We start from the raw sequence: 26,541 nt of genomic DNA, 5'->3' as shown, positions 1-26,541 counted from the left end.
GTTCCATCTCAGCCGCCATCTCCGCGACCATGAACAGCATCTTGTCGGTCGGAGGCGGGCCTGCCTTGACGGTGTTCAGCTGGTGGCCTCGATCAGCGTCGCCAGTACGGCGGCGACGGCGGGCGGGTCGGGTGGTTCGCCGTAGGTGACGGCGTGGATCCGGCGGCGGAAGCCGGTCAGCTCGGTGGCGTGGATGTCGGGCCGGCGGTGGGCCTGGAGCGCGAGGCCGGGCAGGGTGGTGATGCCCCTGCCGGCGGCGACGAGGGCCTGGACGACGACCATGTCATCGCTGAGTGAGGCGATGCGGGGGGTGAAGCCTGCTTGCCGGCACACGGCGATCAGTTCGTCCTGGCAGCGGCGGCAGCCGCCGATCCAGGCGGACTGGCGGTGGCCGGCGAGGTCGTCACCGGGTTGCCGGCTGATGAGGTAGATGGGGTCGTCGCCGAGGTGGACGAGGCGGAAGTTCTCCTCGTTCTCGAGTGGCGCGTCGGCGTGCTGGAAGACGAGTGCGATGTCGATCTCGCCTTGGCGGAGCATTTCGAGCGCCTCCACGGGGTGGCGGTCGATGAGGATCAGTTCGAGTCCGGGATGTGCCCGGTCCAGGAAGGCGGCCGCCTTGGGCACGATCGTGCTGAGCGCCGACGCGTTGGCGGCCAGGCGGACCCGTCCGGCCTGCAGGCCTACCTGTGCGGCGAGTTCGTTGGTGGCGGCGTCGACCCGTCCGATGATCTCGCCGGCGCGGAGGGCCAGCAGCCGTCCTTCGGGGGTGAGCCGGATGCCGCGGCCGATGTGCTGGATGAGCTTGGCGCCCGTGGCTGCTTCGAGGCGGGCCAGGTGGTGGCTGACCGACGATTGAGAGTAGTGCAGCTCTTTGGCCGCTTCGGTCACGGAGCCGTGTCGCGCCACCGCGGCCAGGACCTTGAGGTGGGTCAGGCTGAGCATTCATCGAAGATATCGATGATTTCATCGAAATATCAGCATTAGACGTCATGGATCGTGGGGTTCATGCTGGTGTCGACCAGAAAGACCCGCCCGAGAAGGAGCGCTCTGATGTCGGCATTACGCGTGCACAATTTCTCGATCTCGCTCGACGGCTTCGCCACTGGTGAGGGCCAGGCCGCCGACGCCCCGTTCGGGCACGCCGGTGAGCGCCTGCACGAGTGGATGTTCGCCACCCGGTACTGGCACGAGATGGGCGGCCGCAGGGAGGGCGGCAGCGGCGCCGACCACGCGTTCGCCGCGATGCACGGCCGGGGCATCGGCGCCGAGATCATGGGCGCGGGCAAGTTCGGCCCGCCCGGCTGGCAGGACGACCCCGACTACAAGGGCGCGTGGGGCCCCAATCCGCCGTTCCATTCGCCGGTCTTCGTGCTCACCCACCGGCCGCGGCCCTCGGTCGAGATGGACGGCGGCACCACGTTCCACTTCCTGAGCGCCTCGCCCACCGAGGCGCTCAGGGAGGCCCGGGAGGCGGCCGGCGGTCTGGACGTGCGCCTGGGCGGCGGTCCTTCGGTGGTCCGTGACTTCCTGGCCGCAGGGCTGGTGGACCATATGCATGTGGTGCAGGTTCCGCTCCTGCTCGGCCGCGGTGTCCGGCTCTGGGACGGGCTTGAGGCGCTGGAGGAGTCGTACAGCATCGAGGCGGTCTCGACGCCGTCCGGCGTCACGCATCTGACGTTCACGGCCAGGAACCGATGACCCCCTCGGCGATCGAGCCGGAGGCGGCGGACATGGAGAGCTTCATCAGGGACGTGACGTCGCTGGTCGGCACCATCGACGACCAGTATGAGCTCACCAGGCGGGTGGCGGCCCGGTTGTCCGCCCTGCTGGCGAGCGGCTGCCGGCTCCCTCCGGAGGTCACGCGGCCGTCGGACGAGCGTCACGTCACGTACCCGCTCCACATCGCCCCCGACGGGAGCTGGTCACTGGCGTCCGTCGTCTGGAACGTGGGCCAGCGCACCCCCGTGCACGGGCATGAGACGTGGGGGGTCGTCGGCATCTACGCGGGGGCCGAACGCGAGATCCGTTACCTCAAGCCCGCGGCGTCCGGGCCGTGCCGGGCGCTGACGCCCGCGGGTGAGCAGGTGTGGGAGCGCGGGCAGGTCACGGTCTGCTGCACGACCGACGACGACGTCCACGCCGTCGCGGCCGTCGGCGACGAGCCCACCGTCGGGATCCACGTCTACGGGGGCGACATCGGCGCCATCCGCCGGCGGCTGTACGACCCGGCCACGGGGGCGGTCCGCTGGTTCGTCTCCGGCTGGGACAGCCCGTCCGGCGCATGACCGGAGTCCCGCGGGCCCGCTGTCGTCGAGGCCTCCTGACATGCGTACGTCGAAACGCGTACGCCGGTACGGTCTTCAGGCGGACGACGGGGGACAGGTCGCGCCCGGCGCGGCCTGGCTGAACCTTCTGCACACGGCGCTCGCTGGTCACCACGTGTTCAGGTGTAGAGAACGTCCATGCCTGCCGCCAACGTTCAGCGAGTCCTGATTGCATCAGGACTCGCTGAAGGCCTCTCCCGCCCACAGCCCCGTGGGTGCGGATTCGCAGGGCTGCGGTGAGATCTCGGTGTGTCGGTCGGGCATGCAGCTGGCGAACGGTCCGGAGTCCTTGGACAACAGGACGGTCAGGTGCGGGTCATCGGGCGCGCATCGACGAAGCCCAGAAACGGGGCGAGTGTGACCAGCGGCCGAGAGTCGCCGGAACCGGTGCGGCCCACCCGCACCCGAGAGTGATCGCGGGAGCCCGAGAGAGGGGCACTGGCGAGGGCGAGATCAAGAAAGGCGGCCCAGGGTCACGGGCGCCCGGGCCACTTGAGGGAGCAGACATTGACCGTGCGGGTCGAGAACTTCGGGATCTGGATGAGCCTGGATCTCGGTGCGATCCGTCCGTTCGCGAGGCGCTTCACCCGGTAGGCGCCGGGCCGGCCCCGGAAGTAGTACGTGCCGTTGCTGTCGCGCGCGCTGCCCGCGACGCCCGGACCCACGACCGTGACCGACACGCCCCCCACGTGGGCACACCTGAAGACCAGCTTGAGGAGTCCGTACGGCGGTGTCGCCGCGGCCGAGGGAGGTGCGAAGCCGACGGTGGCCACGGCGAGGCTCATCGCGAGCGCGCCTGCAAGGGCAGAACGCCGGACAATGCTGAGCATGATGATCCTTTCCTGGAGAACTCGGCCACTCTAGCCTCGTCTCCCATATGCGCAGCGTGGTTCGGAAAAATGGTGCCGCGGGCGCAGAGGTACGCGTCCAGGTCGGCGGCACCCTTGAGCATGCCGCGGGCCCCGGACGGACTGGCGGGCCTGCTAGTCGCGCAGGGTCGCCTCCAGCGGAGCGGATCTGAACGATCAGCGGGGCGATCTGCTGCCGCGCGGCAGCAGGGCCGGGGCTTCGTCGGGGATCGCGGGTGCTTTCCCCGACCGCGCGGAGAAGAGGGAAGATCGCTCCTACCCCCGAAGCCCGAGTGGAGGGCCGGTATCGGTGCGTCCTGTGCCTGCGCTCTTGGCCCCGGTCCGTGCCGGGTCGTCGGCCTGCGGTAACGGTGTGAAAGAGGACCACTGTTTGGGCGACGAGAATGGGGACCACTCTGCACTGATGGTCTGCGACATGCCGCATTTGACGTAATGGGGTCCTTGGGCTATTCAACGGGTCACGCTGTGCGCGTTGATCAAGGTCGTGCCCGGAGACCTTTCCGTGTATGGATCGCGTTAATGGATCTTCGAGAGGATCCGCCGGGACCGTCGACCGCGAACTCGACGCCGGCGGGGTTTGCATATGCCGTAGCGGCATGTGGTCCAGTGAACGGTGAGCACGACGTTGAGAGGTTTCCTTCATGCACCTGCCTGCGATTCCCCGCTGGGTCAAGATCGGCGACGCTGCCGCATTCACCGGGACCACCCCCCGGGCCATCCGCCACTACCACGCCATCGGGCTGCTTGCCGAACCGGAGCGGGGCGCCGACAACCGCCGCCGCTACGGCTACGACGACATGATCCGCCTGCTGTGGATCCGCAAAATGGCGGACGCCGGTATCCCCTTGGACGACATCCGCACCGCCTTCGCGGGTGCCATCGACATCGAGCAGTCGCTCGCCCGGCTGGAGGAATCCCTCATCGCCAAGGCAGCCGCCATCGAACGCCGGCGGACCGCCGTCCGCCGCCTGCGCGAGTCCGGCAACCCCCTTGGCCTGCTCTCCCCGTTGGTCACCGACCGACTGCGCCACGTGCCGCCCGGGGCCCTGCGCCCTTCTGACCTCGATGCCCTCCTGGTCACCGAGCGCGTCTTCGGCCCGCTCGGCGCTGCCGTCCAGGCAGACCGGTTCATCGTTCTGGCCACCCAGCCCGACCTGCGGGCCGAGGACGACCGCCTGGCGGAGGCCGAGGCAGCCCTGGACGACAGTGTCTCCCCCGACGACCCCCGCGTGGACACCCTCGCCATCCAGCGGTGCGCACACGAGACCGCGTTGGACTCCGCCATCGAGGACGCCGGACTTGAAGAAACGTACGACGACCTCTTTGAGCAGTACGACGAGACTGCGGACGAGAACGAGAGCGAGACGACGATGAGCGCGTCGGAGGCCATCGGCAAGATGCCGTACGACTTCTCCCCGGCCCGCATCCGGTACGAAGAACGCGCCCTCGAACTGCTACACGCCCAGCGGCACGGCGACACCCCACAGACCAACTGATCAGCCCTCAACAGCCTCCACCGACAACGCCGACGACATCGGCTGATCATCCGACAACGGACCCGGGCTCTTCCGAACCGCGCCGGCCAGGGACCCGCGGGCCGACCTGGCCCGGCGACACGCACGCCATCGCCGCGCTCTCTCACTCGATAGGGGTGGCTCGATTTCCTTGCCGACCATGGCAACGGGCCGGTGGTGGTGGCCGCGGTGCACGGACTGGGCGGCATCGGCAAGTCGACCCTGGCCGCCCACTACGCCGCCGCACACGCCGGGACGTTCAACCCGGTGTGGTGGATCACCGCCGACACGCCGACAGCCGTGCAGGCCGGCCTGGCCGCTACGGCCACCGCGTTACCGCCGGAACTGGCCGCGGCGCTGCCGTCGGAGGCGCTGCTGCGCCCGGCACGCAGGCGAGCAATATCGTCGCGACGACCGCGAGTCCTCCGGCAGAGGGAGGCCACAGTTCGGCGCACATTCGTGCTGTCGCGCGCTGTCCCATGCCACCGATTGTCGCAAGCCGGATGCTACCGCTTTGACACCGATCGGTGCCGAACTGATACCGTCGCATTCTGTATCGATCGATGCGGAAATTTGTACAGTTCAGAGCCGCTCCATACGGCAAAGGGGAAACGAGGAACACCATGACCGAGAGTGATCTGCGTGACTGGTACATGCGCTACGCCGAGGCGCTCAACGCCCACGAGTTCCACCGCATGGACGAGTTCATCAACGACCAGGTGCTGCTCGGCGACCAGCCCGGTACCCGCGACGACGTCGTCACGGTCCTGAAGGGGATCGTCGACGCCGTTCCGGACATTCACTGGGAGGTCGACGAACTGCTGTTCGACCGGGACGGCATCGCCGTCCGCGCCATCAACACCGGCACCCCGGTGAAGGAGTGGCTCGGTGTCCCAGCCTCCGGCGCCTCGTTCAGGATCGTCGAGTACGCCATCTACAAGGTCCGTGACGGCCGATTCGTCCAGATGACGAACCTGCACGACTCGGCCGAGTTGCTCCAGCAACTGACCGCCTGACCGCCGAGAGGCTCTGGCTGATCCGCCGACCAGCCAGAGCCTCTCCGGGCGGTCAGTAGTCGTCTCCCTTCCGATGCGTCCGTGCTGCTCTTCGGAGTGCTGCCGCCTTCTGGGGTCGGGCTCTTGGGGCAGCGCCGTGCGTGCCTGGTCGGGGTCTGGGTCTCGGCGATCTCTTTGAGGTGGGCGTCCTGGGCTCGATAGGTGGAGGCCTTCTCGCGCGCGCCCGTACGTGCGAGGGTGGTCGGCGACGGAGGGGTTGAGCGATGAGATCGTTCACGGGAAAGATGGCCGTCGTCACCGGAGGCGGCGCCGGGATGGGACGCGAACTGGTCGTTCAGTTGGCCGCCGAAGGCTGTTCGGTCGCCGCGTGCGACGTCGACGAGGCCGGGCTGGCCGTCGCCGCCGAGCGAGCCGCCAAAGCCGCACCCGGCGGCGGCGATGTGCGGGTCACCACCCACCACTGCGACGTGTCGGACGAGGCTCAGGTGACGAGGTTCCGCGACGAGGTGGTCGAGCGGCACCGGACCGGCCACATCAACCTGCTGTTCAACAACGCCGGCATCAGCGGCGGCAGCAGCTTCGTCACCAGCCCGCGAGCCGAGTGGGAGCGTACGTTCGGCGTCTGCTGGGGCGGGGTGTACAACTGCACGCGTGCGTTCATGCCGCTCCTGATCGCCAGTGATGAGGGGTGCCTGGTCAACACCAGCAGTGTCAACGGGTTCTGGGCGGCCGGCCCCGGTGTGCCGATGAGCGCGTACAGTGCCGCCAAGTTCGCCGTGAAGGGCTTCTCCGAGGCGATGCTGACGGACCTGCGGATCAACGCGCCGCACGTACGGGTCGCGCTCGTCATGCCGGGGCACGTCGGCACGGAGATCGTGATCAACTCCCGCCGGATCCACGGCCACTCCGAGCCTGACGACATGACCGCCGAGGAGCTCGCGGACGCTCGCGTGCTCGCCGCCGCCGTGGCGGGCGTTCCCGCCGACCGGTTGAGTGATGAGGCGATTCGGGCTGCGGTCAAGAGCATGGGTGAGTGGTTTCGCGACAACGCGCCGCTGTCGGCCACCGACGCCGCGACCGTCATCCTTGATGGCGTACGCGCCGGCACGTGGCGCATCCTGGTCGGTGATGACGCCCGCGCGCTCGACGCGGCGATGCGTGCCGACCCGCTGGACCTGTACCGGCCCGACAGCCCGACCCTGGCGGCCGTGTTTCCCGACATGCGCCGTCGCGAGGAGTGATTCGGATTCGGCAAGCCGGTCACCCGGCGGTGCCGGAGATATCCGCAGCCGGGGATCTGCTGTGCCTCATGCTGCCCGGTGGTAACGGATCCGCGGAACGACGCACGTTTCACAGTCGCCTTGACCAGCACCTGTTACGGTTTGTGCTTGCCATGCTCCGGAATGCGCGCGCCATGCTGGGATGCGGATGGGCGCAGTTGGATCTTGGTTATAAACCTGGTGGCGAGGCGCCGGGAAGGGTGCCTCGGACGGACCGCTGGGGACGTTCAGGGTGCAGAAGCTGTACGACCGCTACGGGCGCGAGATCTACGAGCGCGCGGCCGCCGACCCGGCCTTCAGTGCGGCGATCAGCGACCTGGTGGCCTTGATGGGGGAGGAGCTGCCGCAGGAGGGGCCGTCCAAGCATGATGTCCAGTGTCATGCCGTATCGGATGCCGATGAGCACCCGCCGAGCAATCATGGGCGGGGTGATATCCCTTGACCGCCCTGGTTTGCGTTGGTTGGCAGAGTGTCCGTCAGGGAGGTGACTCTCCACGCTCGCCGACGCGGGCCGGCACTGCCCAGCATGCCCACAGTTACAGCGCCACCGATCATAGCCACCCGGACGCCATCACATAGGCTGACGACAATCGATATGAGCCGCGGGCGATCATGCGAACGCTAATCGCGGATCCGGGTCGGAGCAGTCGCTGAGTCACGGATCACCAGTTCGGGTTCGGGGTCGGTGATGACACCGCCTGCGCTTGGCCGCCCCGCGATCAGGTCGTACAGCGCCTCGACGCCGGCCCGGCCGAGTTGGTACATGGGCATCCGGACTGCGGTGACGGCCGGGCGCAGGTGTTGCATCAGCTCGACGTCGTGGATGCCGACCACTGACAGCTGGTCGGGGATGGCGATGCCGAGGTCGCGTGCGGCGGCCAGGACCCCGACCGCGCTCATGATGTTGTTGACGACGATGGCGGTCGGCGCGGTTGCCGCCTGCACGGCCTGCCGGAGCCCGTCGGCGCCGGCCTGCGCACCGAACCCGGTGGCCAGGTGCGGAGCCGGTGTCAGGCAGGCGGCGTCCATCGCCTGCTGGTAGCCCAGGTAGCGCTGCTGGGAAAGGTATCCCGAACCCCCGACGAAGACGATGTGGCGGTGGCTGAGGTTGACCAGGAACCGCGTCGCGATCTCGCCCGCGCGGCGATCGTCTACGTCGATCCAGGGATGGTCCAGTGCATGTTCCAGGATGAGGATCGGCTTGGGGTGGGAGCGGAGTTCGGCCATCACGTCGTCGTCCAGCAGTCCTTCGCCGCGGATCAAGATACCGTCGACCGTGCCCTGGCTGAGCAGCCGGGTCAGGAACTGGCTGCCGGAGCGCATCGTCTCGGCATCGCCCAGCAGGACCGTCGCGCCGTGCTCCGCAGCCGCCTCGTAGACCCCATGCCGCAGCGGTCCGTAGACCGGGTTGTCGATCTTGTTGAGGATCATCGCGATCATGTCGGTTTGGTTGAGCCGTAGCGAGCGCGCCGTTTGGTTCGGCTGGTAGCCCAATTGCTGCATCGCCTGGAGCACCCGGGTGCGGGTGGATTCCCTCATCCGGGTGTGGCTCGTGCCGTTGACCACCGCCGACACCACGGCGAGCGACACCCCAGCCGCCCGTGCGACGTCACGTTGCGTTGCCATGGTGAGAGCCTACTCGGTTCTTGACGTAACGTCTCACCATCCCTATTTTGAATTAACGTTACGTCAACAAGGAGCACATATGACATCGACACGTCGCACCGTCCTCCTGCGGTCCTCCTGGGCGACGGTGAACATCGGCGACGTGGCTCACTCCCCTGGCGTGGTGCGGGCGTTTCAGCGGTTCGCCCCCGAGGTCGAGGTCATCCTCTGGCCGGTGCGGCTGGAGGAGCGCGAACGATCCATGCTGCGGCACGCGTTTCCCGACGTGCGCGTCGTCGATGGCACTCTCGGCGGGGACGGGCCGAGCACCCCGGAGTTGGCCGCCGCCATCGACGGCGCGGACGTCCTGATGCACGGATCGGGCGCCGACGCCTTCCAGAGCACCGAGATCGATTGGTGGCGCGAGCACGTGGGCCGCCCGTATGGGTACTTCGGGGTCACCGTGGATCCGCTGTGCCCACCGACCATGGCGACGCTGCCGGAGCTGGCACAGATGGTCGATCTGCTCCCACCGTCCTATCTCGAGGACGACGTCAAGGACCGTTTCGACAGCGCCGACTTCGTGTACTGCCGCGAAACGCTGACCCTGGCCACCCTGCGCGGTCAGAAGATAACCGGGCCCGACCTCGCCTTCGGGCCGGATGGCACGTTCGCGTTCGACCACACTGACGCCGGCGCCGCCGCTCGCCTGCTGGAGGGTTTCGGCCTGCAGCCCGGTCGGTTCGCCTGCTTCGTTCCGCGGCTGCGCTACGCCCCCTATGCGAAGATCTACGGCACGGAACCGACCCGCGAGCAGATGCGGCGCGACGCGGTCAACCGGGCCACCGTGACGCACGACCTGGCGGTGCTGGCGGCGGCGATCGAGACCTGGGTACGCGTCAGCGGCCTGCCGGCCGTCGTGGTGCCCGAGATGAGCTATGCCGTCGAGCTCGCTCACGAGCAGCTTCCCAGCCTGCTCAGTCCACAGACGCTCGGTCAGGTCCGGCTCCTGGACCGGTACTGGCCGCTGGAGGAGGCGACCGGGGTCTACGCCGTCTCGTCGCTGGTGGTCAGCATGGAGTGTCATTCGCCGATCCTGGCCGCACGACATGCGATCCCGACCGTCTACCTTCGGCAGCCGACCGAGACCACGAAATCTCAGATGTTCGCCGACCTCGGCGCCCCAGACCTGGTGATCGAGCTCGACCATCGTGCCGCGGCGACGGTCGTCGCGGCGGTCACCGACATCGCCACCGACCCGGCGCCCGCGGTCGCCCGGAGCAGGAGGGTCGCGGCCAATGCCGACGACCGGCTGCGGGCGGCGGTGCAAGGCTGCGTCGCGGGCCGGCCCATCGGCCTGCCCGCACCGGTGGAGACCGGCGATGCGTAGCCTGCGCGATCGCTGGCGGCGCGACCGGGTCCTGCTGCTGCTGGCGCTTCCCGGGGTCACGGCGCTGCTGCTGTTCCACTATCTGCCGCTCGGCGGGAACATCATCGCGTTCCAGGACTTCCAGCCGTTCCTCGGAATCTGGCACAGCCCGTACGTCGGGCTGGACAACTTCGAGCCGGTGCTCACCGGCGACCCGGTGTTCCTCAACGCACTCGTCAACACACTGATCATCACGCTGATCCAGGTGGTCTTCGTGTTCCCGCTGCCGATCTGCCTCGCGTTGATCCTGAACGCGACCATCAGCGAACGGCTCAAACGCCTCACCCAGTCGATCCTCTACATGCCGCACTTTCTGTCCTGGGTCATCGTGGTCGCCCTGTTCCAGCAGATGTTCGGCAACGGCGGGATGCTCAACGCCTGGCTGCGCTCGGCCGACCTGTCCACGTTCCACATCGTCGGCGTACCCGAGTTGTTCAAACTCATGATCACATCACAGGTGATCTGGAAGGACACCGGCTGGTCGACGATCATCTTCCTCGCCGCACTGTCCAGAGTGGATCCGGCGCAGATGGAAGCCGCGGTGGTGGACGGCGCCTCGGCAGCTCGCCGCCTGTGGCACGTGACCCTGCCCTACATCCGCCCGGTGATCGTCCTGCTGCTGATTCTGCGGCTCGGTGACTCGCTGTCCGTCGGGTTCGAGCAGATCATCCTGCAGCAGGCACAGGTCGGTGCCGGTGCCAGCGAAGTACTCGACACATACGTCTACAACCACGGGATCGTCGGCGGCGACTGGGGCACCGCGGCCGCGGTGGGGCTGATCAAAGGCATTGTCGGTGTCGCGCTCGTGCTCGGCGCCAACCGGTTGGCCCACGCCCTGGGCGAGCAGGGGGTGTACGCCAAGTGACGAGCCGACCTGTGCCGACCGCGGTGTCCGTGGCGCGCCCCGCCGCGGATACAGGGCCGCGGCGGCCAAGCTCGGGCCTCAGCCAGCGTCCGGTCTGGATGGGCGAGCCCAGCAAGCTGGGGGTCGGCGCGCGGGGACTCGTGCTCGGCCTGGGCTGCCTGGCGGTTTTGGTGCCGTTCTGGGCGGTGCTCATGACCAGCATCGCCTCCCCGGAGGAGATCAACAGGGCGGGCGGCTTCGTGCTGTGGACGAACGAACCGACGCTGGACTCCTACCGGGCCGTCCTGTCCGGCGGAATCGTCACCCGTGCGCTGCTGGTGAGCGCCGGCATCACCGTGGTCGGCACGGCACTCAGCCTCGTCAGCACGATCGCTCTGGCGTACGCGCTGTCGCGGCCAGGTTCGTTGCTGCAGAAGCAGATCCTGCTGATGACGGTGTTCACCCTGCTGTTCAACCCGGGCATCATCCCGATGTACCTGACGGTCAAACAGCTTGGCCTGCTGGACAGCTACCTGGCACTGATTCTGCCGGTGCTGGTGAACGCGTTCAACGTCATCGTCATGCGCGCGTTCTTCCAGGAAATCCCACGCGAGCTGCGGGAAAGCGCCTATGTGGACGGTGCCGGGGAGATGCGCATCCTGCTGCGGATCGTCCTGCCACTGTCGAAGGCGGTCGTCTCCGTGATCGGGCTGTTCTACGCGGTGGCGTACTGGAACGCCTTCTTCTCCGCGATGTTGTACCTCCAGTCGTCGGAAAAGTGGCCGCTGCAACTGGTGCTGCGCACCTACGTCGTCAACAACACCCCGATCGGGTCCGACCAGCTCAGCTCGAACCTGGAGAACCTGCCACCACAGATTTCCGTCCAGATGGCGATTCTCGTCATCTCCGTCCTGCCCATCCTGTTCGTCTACCCCTTCATCCAAAAGCACTTCGCCAAGGGACTCATGGTCGGCGCCGTCAAGGGCTGACCGGTCGTCCACGCAATGTGGCAAGGAGACGTCATGGCACCCACCTTCAGCCGCCGCCACGTCCTGGCCCTCGGCGCGGCAACGGGGCTGGCCCCGCTGCTCGGGGCCTGCGGCGACGGCAGCCCGAGTTCGCCGAACAGCTCGGCCGGGTCGGTCAAGCTGCCCACCTACAAGCCCGTCACCGCGGCCACGCCCGACCTGGCCGCCGAGCCGGCCGGGGTGTCGCCGGGATACTTCACCTACCCGACCGCCTCCAGCGCCGCATCACAACCGGTGCAGGGCGAAGCCATCACGGCACTGACGTACACCTACGACCCGATCGCCCCCGCGCTCGGCTCGAACCCCTACTGGCAGAACCTCAACAGCAAACTCGGCACCGAACTGAAGATCACGTACGTCGCCTCTACTGACTACAAGAGCAAGGTCGCCACGACCATTGCCGGTGGCGATCTGCCCGACATTGTGGCTATCCAGGGCGTTGTCCAGCAGATGCCGGCCATGCTGAAGGCGACATTCACCGACCTCACCGAGTACCTGTCCGGGGACGCGGTCCTCGCCTACCCGAACCTCGCCGCCCTGCCCACCGATGCCTGGCGCAGCACCGTCTACGACCAGCGGATCTGGGGCATCCCCGTGCCGCGGGCACGGATCGGCACCGTGCTGTACACCCGGGCCGACCTGCTGGCCAAGGCAGGACTCGGTCTCCAGCCCAATTCGTGGGCCGAGTTCAAGGAGATGGCGGTCGCGCTGACCGACGAGCGGGCCGGTCGGTGGGCGTTCGGACAGATCCCGTTCAACACGATCCTTGAGATGAACGGGATCACCGGCAACTGGCCCGGCGGCGCCGGCGTCTGGCAGGCCGAAGGTGACGTCTTCACCCACTCCGGGACGACACCGCAGTTCATGCAGGCCCTCGAGGACACCGTCGAGCTCGTGAAGTCGGGGGTGATACATCCCGACCACGCGGGCGCGCCCAACACGAAGCGCAACGGGTGGATGCTGGCCGGCACGACCTCGTTCACCATCGGCGGGTACGCCGGGTGGGGCAAGTTTTACGGCCAGGCGAAAGACGTGCCCGGCTTCCGCCTGACCGGCATGCTCTCGCCCACCCGCGACGGCACAGGGACGCAGGTACGCACGCCCGGCCCGACCCTGTCCAGTTTCACCGCGATAGCCAAGACCGACAACGCCGACCGGATCAAGCAGATCCTCAAGGTCCTCGACTGGTTGTGCTCACCCTTCGGCAGCAGCGAGTACCTGGCCCTCCGGTACGGCGTCGAGGGCCAGACGTTCACCCGCAACGGCTCCGACCCGACCCTCACCGAGAGCGGGCGCAGCCAGGTATTCCTGCCGGTGCGGTACCTCGCCGAAGCATCGCCCGTCATCTACGAGCCGGGCAACCGCCAGGCCGTACAGGACCAGCACGACCACCAGGTCGCCGGCGTCCCGCTTGCCGTCGCGGACCCGACCCTCGGGCTGTACTCGGAGACCGCCGCCAGCAAGGCTGCCAGCGAGCAGCAGGAACTGGACTCGGTGCTGCTGGAGATCCAGCTGGGGAACAAGCCCGTCTCGGCGTGGCAGCCGGCCATCAAGAAGTTCATGGACCGGGTGGGCAACAAGATCAAGGCCGAGTACGAGGAGCAGGCGGGTGGTTGACGTGGACTCAGCTAACACTCTCACGGGGTTAGGGAGAAGACAGTGGTGAGACGGAGCACGTTTCGTTGGTACACGCGTTGTCGGGTCCGTGTGGCGGTCGTGCTGGCTCTGGTGGCGGCGGTTCTGTCGCCGGGCAGTGCCGCCGTCGCCGACATGTCGGATCTCGGCGGGCTGCTCGACCTGACGCGCCCGGGGCTCGGCGCGGTGGCGGCCAAGCTGGCCGCCGGTGATGAAGCGGGCGCCGCGAGCGAGCTCAAGGTGTATTACGCGGGCCGCGCCGACGTCCACTACCCGGCTCCGGCCGAGGGCCTGGGCGGTGGCGACTCGGGCCCCGACGAGCTCGCGGCGGGGATCTTCCGGTTCGGCGCCGAGACCCGCAACTTCTACAACAGCGCCGAGCAGCGGATCGACATCGACTGGCAGGACCTTTGGGGTGGGACGCAGACCACCCCGGGCGGCGCGCAGACTCTGATGAGCGACTTCACGTTCATCCCCAAACTGACCTACGCTTACGTGTCCGAGAGTGACCCGGCAAAGCGTACGGCGTACGCGGCGGCGTGGATGGACATCTCGCTGGACTTCTTCGCCGACAATCAGAGCTGGCCGCAGGGCCGCAACCTGTCGGCAGCCAAGCGGCTCGCCCAGCTGGTCAGCGCGTTTTCCGTGTTCCGGACCGATCCTGGCATCGACGCGAGCGATCTCGTGGCGTACCTGTCCGGCGTGCACGCCACGACGGACTTCCTCGTCGGCGTGATGCAGATACATGTCGGAAACAACTGGTACGTGTCGATGGCCCGCTCCGTCCACGCGGCAGCCGTGTTTCTGCCCGAGTTCTCGTCATCGCCTGGCTGGGAGTGGTTCGCGGTGCGCTCGGCCGAGCGGTTCCTGCGCGCGCACTTGAAGGGCGACGGTGTGTACCGCGAGCCGGCGTTCAACTATCAGGCATACGTGGCGGATATCCTCAACTCCGTCATAGCAGTCGCGGATGCCAACGGGCGAACCGTTCCTGATTCGCTCGTCCAGGGGGCGGACTGGATCGCGGATTCGCTGTTCGCGACCCGTCAGCCGAATCTCGAACCCGCGGCGATCGGCGACACGCCGAACAACTACGCGGGTACGTCGGCCATTCGCAGGAGCGGTGTACGCAACTCCTGGCCCGATTTCACCTGGGTCGCCTCCGGCCGAACGGAGGGGACCGCCCCGACGCTGTCGTCCACGGTGTTTCCGATCAGCTTCGCGGTTCAGCGTTCCGGGTGGGACGCCGATGCCCGGTACATGCTGATCAACAACCAGAATTCCAGTTACACTGCCTCGCATCGGCATCCGGACGACCTCAGCCTGGTGATGGCGGCGTACGGGCGTCCGCTGATCGTCGACTCCGGGGTGGGGGACTACAGCGCGACTCCGACGAACGACTGGATGCGCCGTACCACCGAGGCGCACAACACCATCGAGGTCGACGGACGTCCGCAGACCGCCGGCGTCCCCCGCACGACGTCGCTGTGGCGCTCGAACGCGGGCCTCGACATCTACCGCGGTGCGGCGATGGGCTACCGGCCGGTCGCGCACGATCGCGCGGTCTACTTCGTCAAGCCCGGCTTCTGGGTGGTCTCCGACGACCTCACCGGTGACACCGCCGCGCACAACTACCGGCAGCTCTGGCATTTCCCCGGTGATCCGGTGACCGTCAATCCGACGACGAAGATCGCCACGGTCGGGTTCGACACCGTGCCCGGAGCCGCACCCGTTGCCGGCGTGCGGCTCATCCCGGTGGCAACGGCCGGCGCCGCGGTAACCCCCAGGGTCCACAAGAATGGCGCCGTACGCGTCGGCGAGCAGGTACTCACCAACGTCGACTACCTGTCGTACGACTGGTCCTCCACCGGGCCGACGGGACTGGACACGGTCGTGGTTCCCGGCCAGGCCGGCGCGGCGCCCTCGGTGACGGCGAAGCGCATCGCCATGCCCGGGGTGAGTCACTCCGTGGCGACGGCGATGGAGATCGCCCTGCCAGACGCGACCGGACGCTTCTACCTTTCGCGCGAGGCGACTCCCTCGTCGAGGGCGTTCGGGGCCGCCACGACCAACGCCGAGACCGCGTACCTCGAGCGTGCTTCGGGCGGCGGGTTCACCCGGTACGCGCTGACCAGAGGGTCGTCGCTGATCGACCGAGACAAAACCGTTATCAGCGCATCCGCACCGGTGTCCGATATCAGTGTGGAACTGCGCGGCACGACCGCCCGGATCTCGCTCGGGGACCCGTTCACCGGCACGCTCTCCATCAACGCGCCGAAGGCGAACGCGGTGACGGTGAACGACACCCCGATCGCGTTCACCCGCACGGGCAACCTCATCACCGTGTCACTCGAGGAACACTTTGCCCCGGCACCCGTGCTCGACGACGAGTTCGACGATGCCGGCCTGGACCGTACCGTCCATGACTTCAACGGATCCTTTGGCGGCTGGACGCCGGTCCAGGGGACCTGGGCGCTGACCGGCGCACAGCCGGACACGCAGCTGGCACAGACCTCGACTGCGGACATGGTGTCGTTCGCGGCGCTGCAGGACGTACCCGATGACGTGGTCATGGCCGCGGACATCGTTCCCGGGGTACGCGGCCAGACGACGGCCCGTACCGGTCTCGCGTTCCGCTACCACGATTCCCGCAACTACTACCGGGCCGAAGTGCTCAACGCCACGTCGGGAGCGACGCTGCGGCTCGTGAAGATATACGACTCGACGACCACGGTTCTCGCGGAGACCGCACTGCCGATCGGCGCCAACGTCCCGCACAAGCTGGTCGTATCCGCGATCGGGAGGCATCTGAGCGCCGAAGTCGGCGATACGTCGATCTCCGCGGACGACGGACAGTTGCCGACGGGTGGTGCCGCCGCCTTCACGCATCGGCGGGCCGCGACCTTCGACAACATCGTGATCAGGGAAGGGCTCGATCAGGCCGGTTGGCGAGGAATAACAGGGTCTGTGTCCGTCGCCTCGGGCAAGTTGCATCTCACGCCGCCTGCCGATGGCCGGGCGCACGTACTGGCCGACTCGACACTGCCGACGCGCTTCTCCGAAGCATGCGACTATGTCGTGGAGACCACGGTCACGATCGACGGATCCGTCGGTAACGCAGGAATCTCGCTGCGAGACACCACGGACGCGTACGGGTATCGGATCCACGTCGGCAAGACGAGCAACGGAACCCAGTACGCGAGCATCATCCGCGAGGCTCACGCGTCGGGTCCCGTCACAGTGGCCACGGCATCCATCAGCAACCCGTTGACAGGTCCCGTGCGACTGGGTGCGGCGATTCACGGCGACCGCATCACCGTGACGTTGAACGGCGTTCAGATCCTGAAGGGTCGCGACACCGTCGTGCGCAGCGGCGGCGTCGGGCTTTACGCATCCACGGAGAGCTCGTTCGAGAACGTCACTGTCGCTCGGTCCTGCGGGGGGCGGTAGCACCTGCGGCCAAGTAGCCCCCGGCGCCGGCAACCGCTGGGACCTGTACCGCTTCATAACTCATCGCGTGGGGCTTGATCTGCGGTTTTGACCTCCGGTGACCAAGCGGGCAAGATCGCAATCCGTGTCGGTTCGGCTGCTGTACCTGTCCTTGATTCGGGTGTTCGGCTGGCTGGTGTTGCTGGGGCGTGGTCGGGCGTCCAAAGACGTCGAGATCATGGTGCTCCGCCACGAGGTGGCCTCATTAAGGCGCCAGGTCGCCCGGCCGGAGCTGGACTGGGCCGATCGAGCGGTCCTGGCGGCGTTGGCCGGTTTCCTGCCGATGGCCCTGCGCGCTCACCGACTCGTCACCCCAGCACTCTATTGGCCTGGCATCGGCGTTTGATCAAACGTTCGTGGACCTACCCCCACCGCACTGGCCGTCCCGGAACAAGCAAGGAGATCCAAGATCTGGTACTCCGTCTGGCCCGCGATAGCCGGCGGGTACATGGTGAACTCGTTCGCCTCGGCGTTCAGGTTAGCGAAGCGACCGTGCGACGGATCCTGCGTTCACGCCGGCACCGGCCGACGCCACGAAGCCTCGACACTTCTTGGCGGAGGTTTCTACGGCTGCAGGCAAAAGGGCTGCTCGCCTGCGACTTCTTCCACATCGACACGATCTTCTTGAAGCGCCTGTACGTGTTGTTCGTCATGGAGGTAGAAGCACGACGCGTTCACATCCTGGGCGTCACCGCCCATCCCACCGGCGCCTGGACGGCTCAGCAGGCCCGCAACCTGCTCATGGACCTCGGGCGCGGAGCCACCTCGTTCGACGAACGACACCCTCGATCGGTCCTGAACGAGTACGCCGAGCACTACAACAATCATCGCCCGCACCAGTGTCGTCAACGAGTACCACCGAGCCGCATGGCAGGCCGGACAAATCGCCAGCTCGGACCACGTGTACAAGTTTTGAAGCGGTACAGGCCGACGGGAACCGAGAAAGCCCAGGTAGAACGCGGTAGTGGTGAGTAGGGCGGGTGGGACTTGAACCCACGACCCACGGATTATGAGAATTCTCGGTTGACGTCGCTCGGTGCCGCTGCATGTTGATTTGTATGGCTGTGGCCGGGATTCTTTCCGCCATTGTGTCGGCCAGGGTCGCCGTCTGTCGGGCTGTATCGCGTACACGCGAGCGACCACCGAGCAATCACGTGTTCTTGACCATCACCATTATGTGCCATTCGCCCCCTTCCCGACATGGCTATGTGCCGTGACGAGGCTTCGACCCTCACTGCGGCCGAACGTGGACGAGCAACCACCGGGCAATCATGAGTAGACGATGTGCGACCTTGTCAGGATGACTTGCATCGCTTCGGAAGCGACGTGACACGGCAGACATGAGGATCATCTCGAATATCCGGTGGAGGCCGGCCTTGGCTTTGGCCTGGGTTTTGGCCTTCGCCGGATGCGCGCAGTTGCTCGGATGCGGCATCGCGGGGGCGCCCGGAGGCGCCGCCAGTCCCCGGGCCGCGGTGGACGCCTACGTGCTCGGGCTGAACCAGAACGACGCGGATGGGCTCGCTCTGCTGGCTCCGATCGGGAACGACCCGGCAGCCGACATCCGGCGGCGGCTGGAGGCGTACGGCGGCCGGCGGATCCGGCTGGAGAATGTCGACATCAGCCGCGAGATCTCGCCGGAGGTGGCGACCGCCCGGCTCGTGGGGCGCGGCACCTCTGGCCGCTATCGCGAGACCCTGGTGCTCACTCGCCAGGAGCGGCGCTGGTATGTAGCCCTGGGGGAGCATCCCCATCCGGCGAAGACCCCGGCCTCGACGGCTCGCCCTGCGAGCTAGAGGTTCTGCTCGTAACCGGCGACCGATGAGCGAGACGGGACAAGGAGCGTCCGCGACGGCCGATCGCGGGATCGTGATCTCCCGGGTCATCGACGCCCCGCGAGAGCTGGTGTTCGAGGCGTTCATCGAGGTGCGGCACCTGTCGCGGTGGTGGGGCCGGAGGGGTTCACCACCACCACGCGCTTGTTCGAGTTCCGCGTCGGCGGGGAGTGGGACTTCGTGATGCAAGGGCCGGACGGGACGGACTACCAGGAGTGGATCACCTGGACCGAGATCGTCCCGCCGGAGAGGATCGCGCTGCTGCACGGCGAGTACGGCGGCGACCCGAACGCCTTCGAGTCGGTCCTCGCGTGCGCGCCCGACGGGGCGGCGACCCGGATAGAGATGCGCACCGTGGCCGCCTACGTCACCGAGATCGTCCGGAAGGGAGCAGGGAGCTGTTGGCCGGGAAAGTGTTCTTCACCGTGTCGATGGAGCAGGGCCTCGATCCGGTCGGCGAGCCGGGCGATCTTCGCGTCCAGGCAGTCGATCTGGGCCAGCAAGAGGCCGGTAAGGCGGCCGCGCCCTTGAGGTCGGCGCCGACGGCGAAGATGAACGGCTTGTCAATCAGTCTTTGGGGCCGCCACCGCCGCCACGTACTGATCGACCTGCGCGGCCTCGGCCACGTTCAGGTTCTGGGCCTGCCAGCGCTGGCTGGTCGTCCCACAGTCACAGGTGGTCGCGCTGCTCCCCGAACACCTGCTTGATCCGCTCAACGCCGTGGTCATCCAGCAGATGCGGAGCGCGCCGAGCCGCTTCAGGGTCCGCAACTGATCGCGGTTGGCGTCCAACTGCTCCAGCGCGATCGCGGTCATCATGTCCAGGTCGCTCACTGGCCACCACTTGGGCTCGCCCAGGCTGTCCCGGCCGCCACCATCACCACGCGCCATGACTCAGATCGTCCCAGACCAGTACCGGCTGTCCGCCCTGCCTTCACCTGAAGACGCCGCCACGGACACCTCGAGCCAACTGCTACGCCGAACGCTGGATCCGCACCGTCCGAGCCGAATGCACCGACCGCATGCTGATCTACGACGAACGCCACCTTCGATCGGTCCTGAACGAATACGCCGAACACTACAACGCGCACCGCCCACACCAGTCCCGCCAATAACGCCCACCTGATCAAGACGAGCACATCGTGGTACCGCTGGAAGGCCGGATTCGGCGCCGAAAGGTGCTCAGCGGAGTCATCAACGAGTACCACCGGGCAGCCTAGCTGACACGAAGAAACACCAGCTCAGACCACGTATACGAGTTTTGAAGCGGTACACGCGTACAACCCCGACCTGACGCTGGCCTACATCCCCCATCTCGACTACGACCTGCAGCGGTACGGCCCGTCCGACCCTCGCGCCGCCGCAGCGGCCGCCGAGCTCGACACCGTGCTGACGTCGCTGCTCGACGCCGCGGCGGCGCAGTGTAGGACGGTCGTCTGCGTGTCGGAGTACGGCATCACCGACGTCTCCCGCCCCGTCGACGTCAACCGGATGCTCCGTGCGGAAGGGCTCTTGGGCGTCTACACCCAGGACGGCATGGAGTACCTCGACCCGTGGACCTCGCGCGCGTTCGCCGTCGCCGACCACCAGGTGGCGCACGTCTACATTTCCGACCCTGCCGACGTGCCGGCCGTCGCCAAGCTCTGCGCGTCCCTGCCCGGCGTCGCCGAGGTGCTCGACGAAAGCGGAAAAAGGCGTATGGCCTGGACCACCCCCGATCCGGCGAACCGGTCCTGCTCGCCGAGGCCGAGGCGTGGTTCACCTACTACTACTGGCTCGACGACGCCCGCGCGCCCGACTTCGCCCGCCTTATCGACATCCATCGCAAGCCCGGCTACGACCCCGCCGAACTCTTCTTCGACCCGGCGCACCCCGGCGCTGCCAAGCGCAGGGCTGGGGTGGCACTGCTGCGCAAGAAGCTCGGCATGCGCTACCTCATGAACGTCGTCGGCCTCGACCAGGGCGCTCGCGCCGTCCGCGGCTCACATGGGCTGCTTCCCGCCGACCCCGCGGACGCGCCGGTGCTGCTCTGCTCCGACCCGTCCGCGGCCAGGGAACGGTTCGAGGCAACGGAGGTCAAGGACCTGTTGCTCCGCCTGGGACTGGAGTCCCTTTCATCGTGACGTGGCTGGTCATAGCAGGGCCTGCCTGGCCGACGCCGGTATCCGGACCGTGATCACCGGGATTCGGATACCGCGCCCGTCAAGCCCTGGATCAAGCGGCCCCGCTACGCACCGTCCCGGAGCCGATCACGGATCCGACGCGAATCGCCGAGCTGAGCGTACGCAGACGGGACCGGCTCGGCGGGCTCCTCCATGAGTACTCACATGCCGCTTGAACTGCATGGATGGAATTATCGGCAGGCGCAATGTCGGGCCCGGTCCCCGATCCAGGCCGCTTCGAGGATCGCGGTCAGGCTGGCGGTGTCGGTCGGGCCTGGATGGTTCTGGATCAAGCGGGTGACGCCACTGGCCATCTCCGCGAAGCGCGGGAGGTCGGCGCGTGCCACGCCGATGTCCGCCAAGGTGGTAGGGATGCCGATGTCGGCAAGGAGCCCGTCGAGCCAGGTGAGGAACGTATCTGCGGCCTCGGCATCCGAGGCATCGGTCACGTCGAGCCCGCACACCCCGGCGAGGATGGCCAACCGGTCGCCGATGGCATCCCTGGCCGCGTCCAGCGCGTAGGGCAGCAGCAGCCCGACGCCCAGGCCGTGGGGCGTGTGGGTGGCTGCGCCGATGGGGTACTGGAGGGCGTGCGGAGCCGCGTTGCCTGCGTGGGAAAATGCGAGCCCGGCTAGCATGGATCCATAGGACATGTCCGCGCGCGCGTCCTTGTCGCCTCCGTCCCTGACGACATGGGGCAAGCTGCGGGCGATCCGCTCCGCGGCCAGGAGCGCGTAGTGATCGGTGATCGGGTTGCGGCCGAGGAAGACCTGCTCCACCGGGTCGCGCGGTCCGTGGGCCCGAGGTCGCGCGGTGTAGCTCTCCACCGCGTGACAGAACGCGTCGATGCCGGAGTGGGCAGTGACGGTCGCAGGGCAGGTGTAGGTGAGCTCGGGGTCGACGATGGCGAAGTCGGGCACGATGTGGACGCTGGAGACCCCCACCTTCAACTCGCGGTCCGGGTCGGTCAACACCGAGACGGGCGTGAGCTCGGAGCCGGTGCCTGACGTCGTCGGGACCGCGACGAGAGGCATGGTCGGCCCCGGCACCTTCGACTCGCCGTAGAAGTCGCGCGGCGTCCCACCGTGGCGCCGGATGACGCCGACGATTTTGGCGAGGTCGATCACCGTGCCACCCCCGATGGCGAGGATTACGTCGGCGTCCACCTCCGCGGCGACCGAGACGGCCAGGGCGACATCGGTGAGTGGCACGTCCGGAGTCGCGTCGGCGAACACCCCGACGACTTCGACCTTCTCCCGCACGGCGGCCACGATCTCGGCCACGCCCGGCTGCCCCAGAAGAACCCGGTCGGTCACGATGAGGACTCGCGAGCCACACTCGGCCACCACTCGTGGGATGTTCTGCGCGACCCCTTCGCCCACTATCAGCTGGCGTGGTCCGCGGACGGTCTCAAGCATGTCAGTGCCTCTCTGGAACGTCGGCGGTGATGTGCTGGGCGGACGTCCAGGTCACCTGCGAGACCGGGACGGCGTCGGCAAGGCCGGCTGCCGGGTGGCGCGGGCGCGCGCACCGGCGGAGTCGACGGCGTCCCCGGGTGCCGGCGGATTCGTGCCGGCCATGGCCCGGGTCCCGCCCCATGGGTGGAGGCCGGTCAGGTCATGTGCGCACAGGGCGCGGTGATCCTCGGCGGGCACCCGGAGCAGCAGGCCGGTCACGGTAGGTCGATCGCCGCGTAGGTGACGTCGAGGTATTCAAGGATGCCCTCGTGCGACCCCTCCTTGCCGATCCCGGACTGCTTCACGCCTCCGAACGGAGCCGACGGGTCTGAGATCAGACCACGGTTGATGCCGACCATCCCCGTCTCCAGCCCCTCGGTGAACCGGAGCGCCCGCTGGAGGTCACGGGTGAAGACGTATCCGACCAGGCCGTGCTCGGTGTCGTTGGCCTTCGCCATTACCTCGTCGTCGGTCGTGAACGAGATGATCGGCGCCACCGGGCCGAAGATTTCCGCCTCCAGCATCCGCGCGTCTTCGGGCACGTCGACGAGGACCGTAGGCGGGTAGAAGTGGCCCGGCCCATCCGGACGCTCGCCGCCCACCAAGACACGGGCGCCGCGATTGACCGCGTCCGCGACGAGCTCGTCGATCTTGGTGACCGAGGCCTCGTCGATCAACGCCCCGACGTCCACGCCGTCGTCGAGACCATGGCCCACCGAGAGCGCGCCCATCCGTTTGGCGAAGCGCGCCGTGAACTCCTCGCGCACCGGCTCCTCGACGTAGATTCGGTTGGCCGCGATGCAGGACTCCCCGATGTTGCGCATCTTGGCCACCATGGCACCGTCGAGCGCGACGTCCAGGTCCGCGTCGGCACACACGATCAAGGCCGCGTTGCCGCCCAGTTCCATGGAGGTGCGCAGCACGTTGTCCGCCGCCTGTCGTAGCAGCACGCGCCCGACCTCGGTCGACCCGGTGAACGAAAGCTTGCGGGTCCGACGGTCGGCCAGCAGTGCTGAGACCACCTCGCCGGCACGCTTGGTCGTCACGACGTTGACGACGCCCGGGGGAACGCCGACCTCCTCCATGATGCGGGCCAGGAACAGCATGGTGAGTGGCGTCTGGGCTGCCGGCTTGGTGATCGTCGTGCAGCCCGCCGCCAGCGCAGGAGCGATCTTGCGGGCACCCATGGCCAACGGAAAGTTCCAGGGCGTCACGAAGACGCACGGTCCGACCGGCTTCGGCACGGTGAGGATACGATATCCACCAGCGGGAGCGGTGTTGTAGCGCCCCTCGACGCGCACCGCCTCCTCGGCGAACCAACGGAAGAACTCGGCGCCGTAGGCCACCTCTCCCCGAGCCTCGGCGAGCGGCTTGCCCATCTCGAGCGTTATCAGCCGGGCGACCTCCTCGGATCGCTTGGTCAGTGCCCGGTACGTCGCGGTCAACAACTCTGACCGTTTTCGCGGCGGGGTCGCCGCCCACTCCGCCATTGCCTTGCTCGCCACGTCCAGAGCGGCGAGCCCGTCAACGACGTCGGCGTCCGCCACCTCGGCGATGGTCTTGCCGGTGGCCGGGTCCTCGACGACAAAGGTGGCTCCGCCGGCGGCGTCGCGCCAGGCGTCGCCAATCCGGAGCCGCCGGTGCTCGGGGGTCAGGACGTTCATCGGGTCACTCATTGCGTCGCCTCCTGTGATGTTCTTGGTGATGCCCAGCGTGACCTCAGCGATCGCGCCACGCGCGTTGACGAACGGGTCACACGACCTCGTCGGGGTCGAGGTTGCCCAGCGGGTCGAACGTGGCCTTGGCCCTGGCTGCAGGGCGACGCCCCGCGCCACCGATCGCCTTCTCCGGCCATGGCTGTTTCAGCGTCGTCAGGCCGTGCTCACCGGTGACGGTCCGCCGAGGCTCGATTGCCACGTACGGGCGCATGTTGACGTCGCCGCCCTGCGCGGTTACCTCCCGGCATCGGACAGCGCCAGCCCGGTGCCCGCATCGAACAGGTGCGCACGGTCCAGGTCGACCGTGACAAGCAGCCGCTCGCCCGGCGTACCGGTGACGGTGGGTCGTGCCTTGACCTTGAGGATCTCCGTCCCCACTCGGACGTCGACCACCGTTCGGTCACCGAGGGGCTCAAGGCCGTAGAGCTCACCCGACAACGATGCGTTCCCACGCTGCTCGACGGACAGGTCCTCTGCGCGCAGGCCCAGCAGCAGTGGACGACCGTCCTCAGCCGTGGTCCAGCGGGGCCGCGGCAGCGTCCAGCCTTCCGCCCCGACCAGACGATCTCCCTCGGCGTGGCAGGCGAGCAGGCTGATCGGCGGGCTCCCGACGAAGCCTGCGACCCACTGGTTGGCTGGACGCTCGTACACCTCGGTCGGCGTTCCGACCTGTTGCACCTTCCCCTCCTTGAGGACCGCGACCTGGTCGGCCATGGACAGGGCCTCGACCTGGTCGTTGGTCACGTAGACGAAGGTTCCCCCGAGGCTCCGGTGGATGCGGGTGAGCTCGGTGCGCATCTCGACGCGGAGCTTGAGGTCGAGGTTCGTCAGCGGCTCGTCCATGAGAAACGCGCGCGGGCGACGGACCAGCGCCCGGGCCAGGGCGACACGCTGCATCTCACCGCCCGACAACTGCGCGGGACGACGCTGCAGCAGACGTTCGATGTGCAGCAGGCTCGACATCTGCTCGACGGCAGCGGCGACCTCGCTCGAAGAACAGCGGCGTGCCCGCAGCGGCGAAGCGATGTTTTCGTACGCCGTGTGTCGCGGGTAGAGGGCGTAGCTCTGGAAGACCATGGCCAGGTCACGTGCGGCCGGGGCGTCACCGGTCGCGTCCCTCCCGTCCAGATGCACCGACCCGGCGTCAAGCTTCTCAAGGCCGGCGATCGCTCGCAGGGTCGTCGTCTTGCCTGCCCCGGAGGGCCCGAGCACGACGAAGAACGAGCCGTCCGGCACGTCCAGCGTCACCCCGTCCAGGGCCTGGACTTTACCGAAGGACTTGCACAGCCCATGCACTGCCACGGTTCCCATCAGGCCACCAGCTCTTCCGTGCTCACGTCGTAGACCGGCGGGGGGCCGCCGGTGTGCCGCAGCCCGACCGGTGCGTCAGCAGCGAAACGGACTGTCGGTGGCATCCGAACCCGTACGTCGCGCTGGCCGCCGTGGTCAACCACGTAGATGATTTCGTCGCCCAGCCACTCCGCCGAGACCACGCGGGCCGGGACCGAACGTTCCGCCCCTGGTTCCGTGACTTCCAGCGCCTCCGGCCGGACGCCTGCGACCAGGCAACGGTCGCGCGGCAGGCTTGGCGGTGGCGTGAGGACCAGTCCGCTCTGACTGCGCAGCTTCCCGTCGGCCACCTCCACCTCAATCAGGTTCATCGGCGGGGAGCCGATGAATGCGGCGCAGAAAAGACTCGCCGGACGGTCGTAGACTTCCAGCGGCGTGCCGATCTGCTCGACGCGGCCCTTGTTGAGGATGGCGATTCTGTGACCGAGCGACATCGCCTCGACTTGGTCGTGGGTGACGTAGACCATCGTCGTCCCCAGCTCCCCCTGCAGGTGCTTGATCTCCGTGCGCATGTCCGCCCTCAGCTCCGCGTCCAGATTGGTGAGAGGTTCGTCCATGAGGAATGCGCGCGGTCGTCGCACCAGGGCGCGAGCAAGCGCGACGCGCTGCTGCTCCCCGCCGGACAGCCGGTGCGGTCGCCGGTCCAGGAGCGGACCAAGCCGCATCAGCCGGGCGGCCTCGTCGACCCGCTCCTGCACCTCCGGCTTGGGCAGTCCCTCGGCCCGCAGTGGGAACGCCAGGTTGTCGCGGGTTCTCAGATGCGGGTAGAGAGCGTAGAACTGGAACACCATGGCGATGTCGCGCTCGGCGGGCGGCAGGTCGTTGACCAGCGTGTCGCCGATGCGGATGTCGCCCGTCGTCTGCCTCTCCAGGCCGGCTATGGCCCGCAGCGTGGTCGTCTTGCCGCAACCCGAAGGGCCGAGCATCACGAACAGCTCGCCGTCGCCGATGGACAGGTCCACGTGATCAACTGCGACCGTCCCGTCCGGG

At 67.7% G+C, this 26,541-nt stretch carries 25 protein-coding genes and 1 pseudogene; 16 read left to right on the top strand and 10 right to left on the bottom strand.

The features are described 5' to 3' along the window. Positions 1–75: 75 nt before the first annotated feature. The gene (locus tag ACIBQX_RS35385; RefSeq protein ID WP_397012341.1) at positions 76–942 is read right to left on the bottom strand and encodes a LysR family transcriptional regulator; all 867 of its coding nucleotides are present in this window, start codon (positions 940–942) and stop codon (positions 76–78) included. A 108-nt stretch (positions 943–1,050) separates the two neighbouring features. Between ACIBQX_RS35385 and ACIBQX_RS35380 the strand changes: the two genes are divergently transcribed. Both ACIBQX_RS35380 and ACIBQX_RS35375 read left to right on the top strand, forming a co-directional pair. Next, positions 1,051–1,698: a dihydrofolate reductase family protein gene (locus ACIBQX_RS35380; protein WP_397012339.1), complete on the top strand. Its 648-nt coding sequence runs from the start codon at positions 1,051–1,053 to the stop codon at positions 1,696–1,698. Next, on the top strand, positions 1,695–2,285 hold the full coding sequence (locus ACIBQX_RS35375) for a hypothetical protein (protein ID WP_397012338.1): 591 nt from the start codon (positions 1,695–1,697) through the stop codon (positions 2,283–2,285). The genes ACIBQX_RS35380 and ACIBQX_RS35375 overlap by 4 nt, the downstream gene beginning before the upstream one ends. A 512-nt stretch (positions 2,286–2,797) precedes the next feature. Here the strand turns inward: ACIBQX_RS35375 and ACIBQX_RS35370 are convergent. Then, the gene (locus tag ACIBQX_RS35370; protein ID WP_397012336.1) at positions 2,798–3,154 is read right to left on the bottom strand and encodes a hypothetical protein; all 357 of its coding nucleotides are present in this window, start codon (positions 3,152–3,154) and stop codon (positions 2,798–2,800) included. Positions 3,155–3,834: 680 nt separating this feature from the next. On the opposite strand from ACIBQX_RS35370, the gene ACIBQX_RS35365 reads away from it, so the two are divergent. The 4 genes from ACIBQX_RS35365 to ACIBQX_RS35350 all read left to right on the top strand — a co-directional run bounded on the left by ACIBQX_RS35365 (position 3,835) and on the right by ACIBQX_RS35350 (position 7,445). Continuing rightward, positions 3,835–4,689, top strand: a complete 855-nt coding sequence (locus tag ACIBQX_RS35365) for a MerR family transcriptional regulator (protein WP_397012334.1) — start codon at positions 3,835–3,837, stop codon at positions 4,687–4,689. Positions 4,690–5,330: 641 nt separating this feature from the next. Continuing rightward, complete coding sequence (locus ACIBQX_RS35360; RefSeq protein ID WP_397012332.1) at positions 5,331–5,723, top strand: ester cyclase; 393 nt, start codon at positions 5,331–5,333, stop codon at positions 5,721–5,723. A gap of 263 nt (positions 5,724–5,986) precedes the next feature. Then, positions 5,987–6,964, top strand: coding sequence for an SDR family NAD(P)-dependent oxidoreductase (locus ACIBQX_RS35355; RefSeq protein ID WP_397012330.1), 978 nt, complete (start codon positions 5,987–5,989; stop codon positions 6,962–6,964). A 271-nt stretch (positions 6,965–7,235) separates the two neighbouring features. Continuing rightward, a complete protein-coding gene (locus tag ACIBQX_RS35350; protein WP_397012328.1) occupies positions 7,236–7,445 on the top strand; it encodes a hypothetical protein in 210 nt (69 codons plus the stop codon). Between the two features lie 179 nt (positions 7,446–7,624). On the opposite strand, the gene ACIBQX_RS35345 is transcribed toward ACIBQX_RS35350, so the two are convergent. Beyond that, a complete protein-coding gene (locus tag ACIBQX_RS35345; RefSeq protein WP_397012326.1) occupies positions 7,625–8,629 on the bottom strand; it encodes a LacI family DNA-binding transcriptional regulator in 1,005 nt (334 codons plus the stop codon). A 79-nt stretch (positions 8,630–8,708) separates the two neighbouring features. On the opposite strand from ACIBQX_RS35345, the gene ACIBQX_RS35340 reads away from it, so the two are divergent. The 6 genes from ACIBQX_RS35340 (at position 8,709) to ACIBQX_RS35315 (ending at position 17,376) form a co-directional block, all read left to right on the top strand. Then, the gene (locus ACIBQX_RS35340) at positions 8,709–9,998 is read left to right on the top strand and encodes a polysaccharide pyruvyl transferase family protein (protein ID WP_397012324.1); all 1,290 of its coding nucleotides are present in this window, start codon (positions 8,709–8,711) and stop codon (positions 9,996–9,998) included. After that, a complete protein-coding gene (locus ACIBQX_RS35335) occupies positions 9,991–10,902 on the top strand; it encodes an ABC transporter permease subunit (protein ID WP_347779519.1) in 912 nt (303 codons plus the stop codon). The genes ACIBQX_RS35340 and ACIBQX_RS35335 overlap by 8 nt, the downstream gene beginning before the upstream one ends. 98 nt (positions 10,903–11,000) lie before the next feature. Continuing rightward, complete coding sequence (locus ACIBQX_RS35330; protein WP_397012322.1) at positions 11,001–11,870, top strand: carbohydrate ABC transporter permease; 870 nt, start codon at positions 11,001–11,003, stop codon at positions 11,868–11,870. A 33-nt stretch (positions 11,871–11,903) separates the two neighbouring features. Continuing rightward, positions 11,904–13,526: an extracellular solute-binding protein gene (locus ACIBQX_RS35325; RefSeq protein WP_397012320.1), complete on the top strand. Its 1,623-nt coding sequence runs from the start codon at positions 11,904–11,906 to the stop codon at positions 13,524–13,526. A 90-nt stretch (positions 13,527–13,616) separates the two neighbouring features. Beyond that, positions 13,617–16,991, top strand: a complete 3,375-nt coding sequence (locus ACIBQX_RS35320) for an alginate lyase family protein (protein WP_397012318.1) — start codon at positions 13,617–13,619, stop codon at positions 16,989–16,991. Between the two features lie 124 nt (positions 16,992–17,115). Next, positions 17,116–17,376, top strand: a complete 261-nt coding sequence (locus tag ACIBQX_RS35315) for a hypothetical protein (RefSeq protein WP_397012316.1) — start codon at positions 17,116–17,118, stop codon at positions 17,374–17,376. Between the two features lie 218 nt (positions 17,377–17,594). Here the strand turns inward: ACIBQX_RS35315 and ACIBQX_RS35310 are convergent, their stop codons facing one another. Further along, on the bottom strand, positions 17,595–17,879 hold the full coding sequence (locus ACIBQX_RS35310; protein WP_397012314.1) for a hypothetical protein: 285 nt from the start codon (positions 17,877–17,879) through the stop codon (positions 17,595–17,597). Between the two features lie 527 nt (positions 17,880–18,406). Between ACIBQX_RS35310 and ACIBQX_RS35305 the strand changes: the two genes are divergently transcribed. Then, a complete protein-coding gene (locus ACIBQX_RS35305; protein WP_397012313.1) occupies positions 18,407–18,826 on the top strand; it encodes a hypothetical protein in 420 nt (139 codons plus the stop codon). A 147-nt stretch (positions 18,827–18,973) separates the two neighbouring features. Further along, entirely contained in the window at positions 18,974–19,396 is a 423-nt protein-coding gene (locus ACIBQX_RS35300; RefSeq protein ID WP_397012311.1) for an SRPBCC domain-containing protein, read from the top strand. A 32-nt stretch (positions 19,397–19,428) separates the two neighbouring features. Here the strand turns inward: ACIBQX_RS35300 and ACIBQX_RS35295 are convergent, their stop codons facing one another. Next, the gene (locus tag ACIBQX_RS35295) at positions 19,429–19,755 is read right to left on the bottom strand and encodes a hypothetical protein (protein WP_397012309.1); all 327 of its coding nucleotides are present in this window, start codon (positions 19,753–19,755) and stop codon (positions 19,429–19,431) included. A gap of 47 nt (positions 19,756–19,802) precedes the next feature. On the opposite strand from ACIBQX_RS35295, the gene ACIBQX_RS35290 reads away from it, so the two are divergent. Both ACIBQX_RS35290 and ACIBQX_RS35285 read left to right on the top strand, forming a co-directional pair. After that, positions 19,803–19,979, top strand: coding sequence for an integrase core domain-containing protein (locus ACIBQX_RS35290; RefSeq protein ID WP_397012884.1), 177 nt, complete (start codon positions 19,803–19,805; stop codon positions 19,977–19,979). Positions 19,980–20,151: 172 nt separating this feature from the next. Then, a pseudogene (locus ACIBQX_RS35285) lies at positions 20,152–21,040 on the top strand (alkaline phosphatase family protein); the annotation flags it as partial. A 177-nt stretch (positions 21,041–21,217) separates the two neighbouring features. Here ACIBQX_RS35285 and ACIBQX_RS35280 read toward each other — a convergent pair. The 5 genes from ACIBQX_RS35280 to ACIBQX_RS35260 form a co-directional block, all read right to left on the bottom strand. Continuing rightward, positions 21,218–22,444 (bottom strand): iron-containing alcohol dehydrogenase, encoded by a 1,227-nt coding sequence (locus ACIBQX_RS35280; RefSeq protein ID WP_397012307.1) that lies wholly within the window; start codon positions 22,442–22,444, stop codon positions 21,218–21,220. Between the two features lie 254 nt (positions 22,445–22,698). Further along, positions 22,699–24,159 (bottom strand): NAD-dependent succinate-semialdehyde dehydrogenase, encoded by a 1,461-nt coding sequence (locus ACIBQX_RS35275; protein ID WP_397012882.1) that lies wholly within the window; start codon positions 24,157–24,159, stop codon positions 22,699–22,701. Between the two features lie 76 nt (positions 24,160–24,235). Continuing rightward, positions 24,236–24,400: an FAD-linked oxidase C-terminal domain-containing protein gene (locus ACIBQX_RS35270; RefSeq protein ID WP_238499846.1), complete on the bottom strand. Its 165-nt coding sequence runs from the start codon at positions 24,398–24,400 to the stop codon at positions 24,236–24,238. Positions 24,401–24,435: 35 nt separating this feature from the next. Then, positions 24,436–25,449: an ABC transporter ATP-binding protein gene (locus ACIBQX_RS35265; RefSeq protein ID WP_397012305.1), complete on the bottom strand. Its 1,014-nt coding sequence runs from the start codon at positions 25,447–25,449 to the stop codon at positions 24,436–24,438. Positions 25,450–25,511: 62 nt separating this feature from the next. Next, the gene (locus tag ACIBQX_RS35260) at positions 25,512–26,513 is read right to left on the bottom strand and encodes an ABC transporter ATP-binding protein (protein WP_397012303.1); all 1,002 of its coding nucleotides are present in this window, start codon (positions 26,511–26,513) and stop codon (positions 25,512–25,514) included. Positions 26,514–26,541 lie beyond the last annotated feature (28 nt).

This window comes from Nonomuraea sp. NPDC049714 (assembly GCF_044465295.1).
Classification (GTDB): Bacteria; Actinomycetota; Actinomycetes; order Streptosporangiales; family Streptosporangiaceae; genus Nonomuraea.
This window is presented reverse-complemented; position numbering and strand designations above follow the sequence as displayed.

Bases quoted from the DNA above. Each gene is read 5' to 3' on its own strand.
- ACIBQX_RS35385 (WP_397012341.1), bottom strand. From the start codon at position 942: ATGCTCAGCCTGACCCACCTCAAGGTCCTGGCCGCGGTGGCGCGACAC.
- ACIBQX_RS35380 (WP_397012339.1), top strand. From the start codon at position 1,051: ATGTCGGCATTACGCGTGCACAATTTCTCGATCTCGCTCGACGGCTTC.
- ACIBQX_RS35375 (WP_397012338.1), top strand. From the start codon at position 1,695: ATGACCCCCTCGGCGATCGAGCCGGAGGCGGCGGACATGGAGAGCTTC.
- ACIBQX_RS35370 (WP_397012336.1), bottom strand. From the start codon at position 3,154: ATGCTCAGCATTGTCCGGCGTTCTGCCCTTGCAGGCGCGCTCGCGATG.
- ACIBQX_RS35365 (WP_397012334.1), top strand. From the start codon at position 3,835: ATGCACCTGCCTGCGATTCCCCGCTGGGTCAAGATCGGCGACGCTGCC.
- ACIBQX_RS35360 (WP_397012332.1), top strand. From the start codon at position 5,331: ATGACCGAGAGTGATCTGCGTGACTGGTACATGCGCTACGCCGAGGCG.
- ACIBQX_RS35355 (WP_397012330.1), top strand. From the start codon at position 5,987: ATGAGATCGTTCACGGGAAAGATGGCCGTCGTCACCGGAGGCGGCGCC.
- ACIBQX_RS35345 (WP_397012326.1), bottom strand. From the start codon at position 8,629: ATGGCAACGCAACGTGACGTCGCACGGGCGGCTGGGGTGTCGCTCGCC.
- ACIBQX_RS35340 (WP_397012324.1), top strand. From the start codon at position 8,709: ATGACATCGACACGTCGCACCGTCCTCCTGCGGTCCTCCTGGGCGACG.
- ACIBQX_RS35335 (WP_347779519.1), top strand. From the start codon at position 9,991: ATGCGTAGCCTGCGCGATCGCTGGCGGCGCGACCGGGTCCTGCTGCTG.
- ACIBQX_RS35330 (WP_397012322.1), top strand. From the start codon at position 11,001: ATGGGCGAGCCCAGCAAGCTGGGGGTCGGCGCGCGGGGACTCGTGCTC.
- ACIBQX_RS35325 (WP_397012320.1), top strand. From the start codon at position 11,904: ATGGCACCCACCTTCAGCCGCCGCCACGTCCTGGCCCTCGGCGCGGCA.
- ACIBQX_RS35295 (WP_397012309.1), bottom strand. From the start codon at position 19,755: ATGGCGCGTGGTGATGGTGGCGGCCGGGACAGCCTGGGCGAGCCCAAG.
- ACIBQX_RS35280 (WP_397012307.1), bottom strand. From the start codon at position 22,444: ATGCTTGAGACCGTCCGCGGACCACGCCAGCTGATAGTGGGCGAAGGG.
- ACIBQX_RS35275 (WP_397012882.1), bottom strand. From the start codon at position 24,159: ATGAGTGACCCGATGAACGTCCTGACCCCCGAGCACCGGCGGCTCCGG.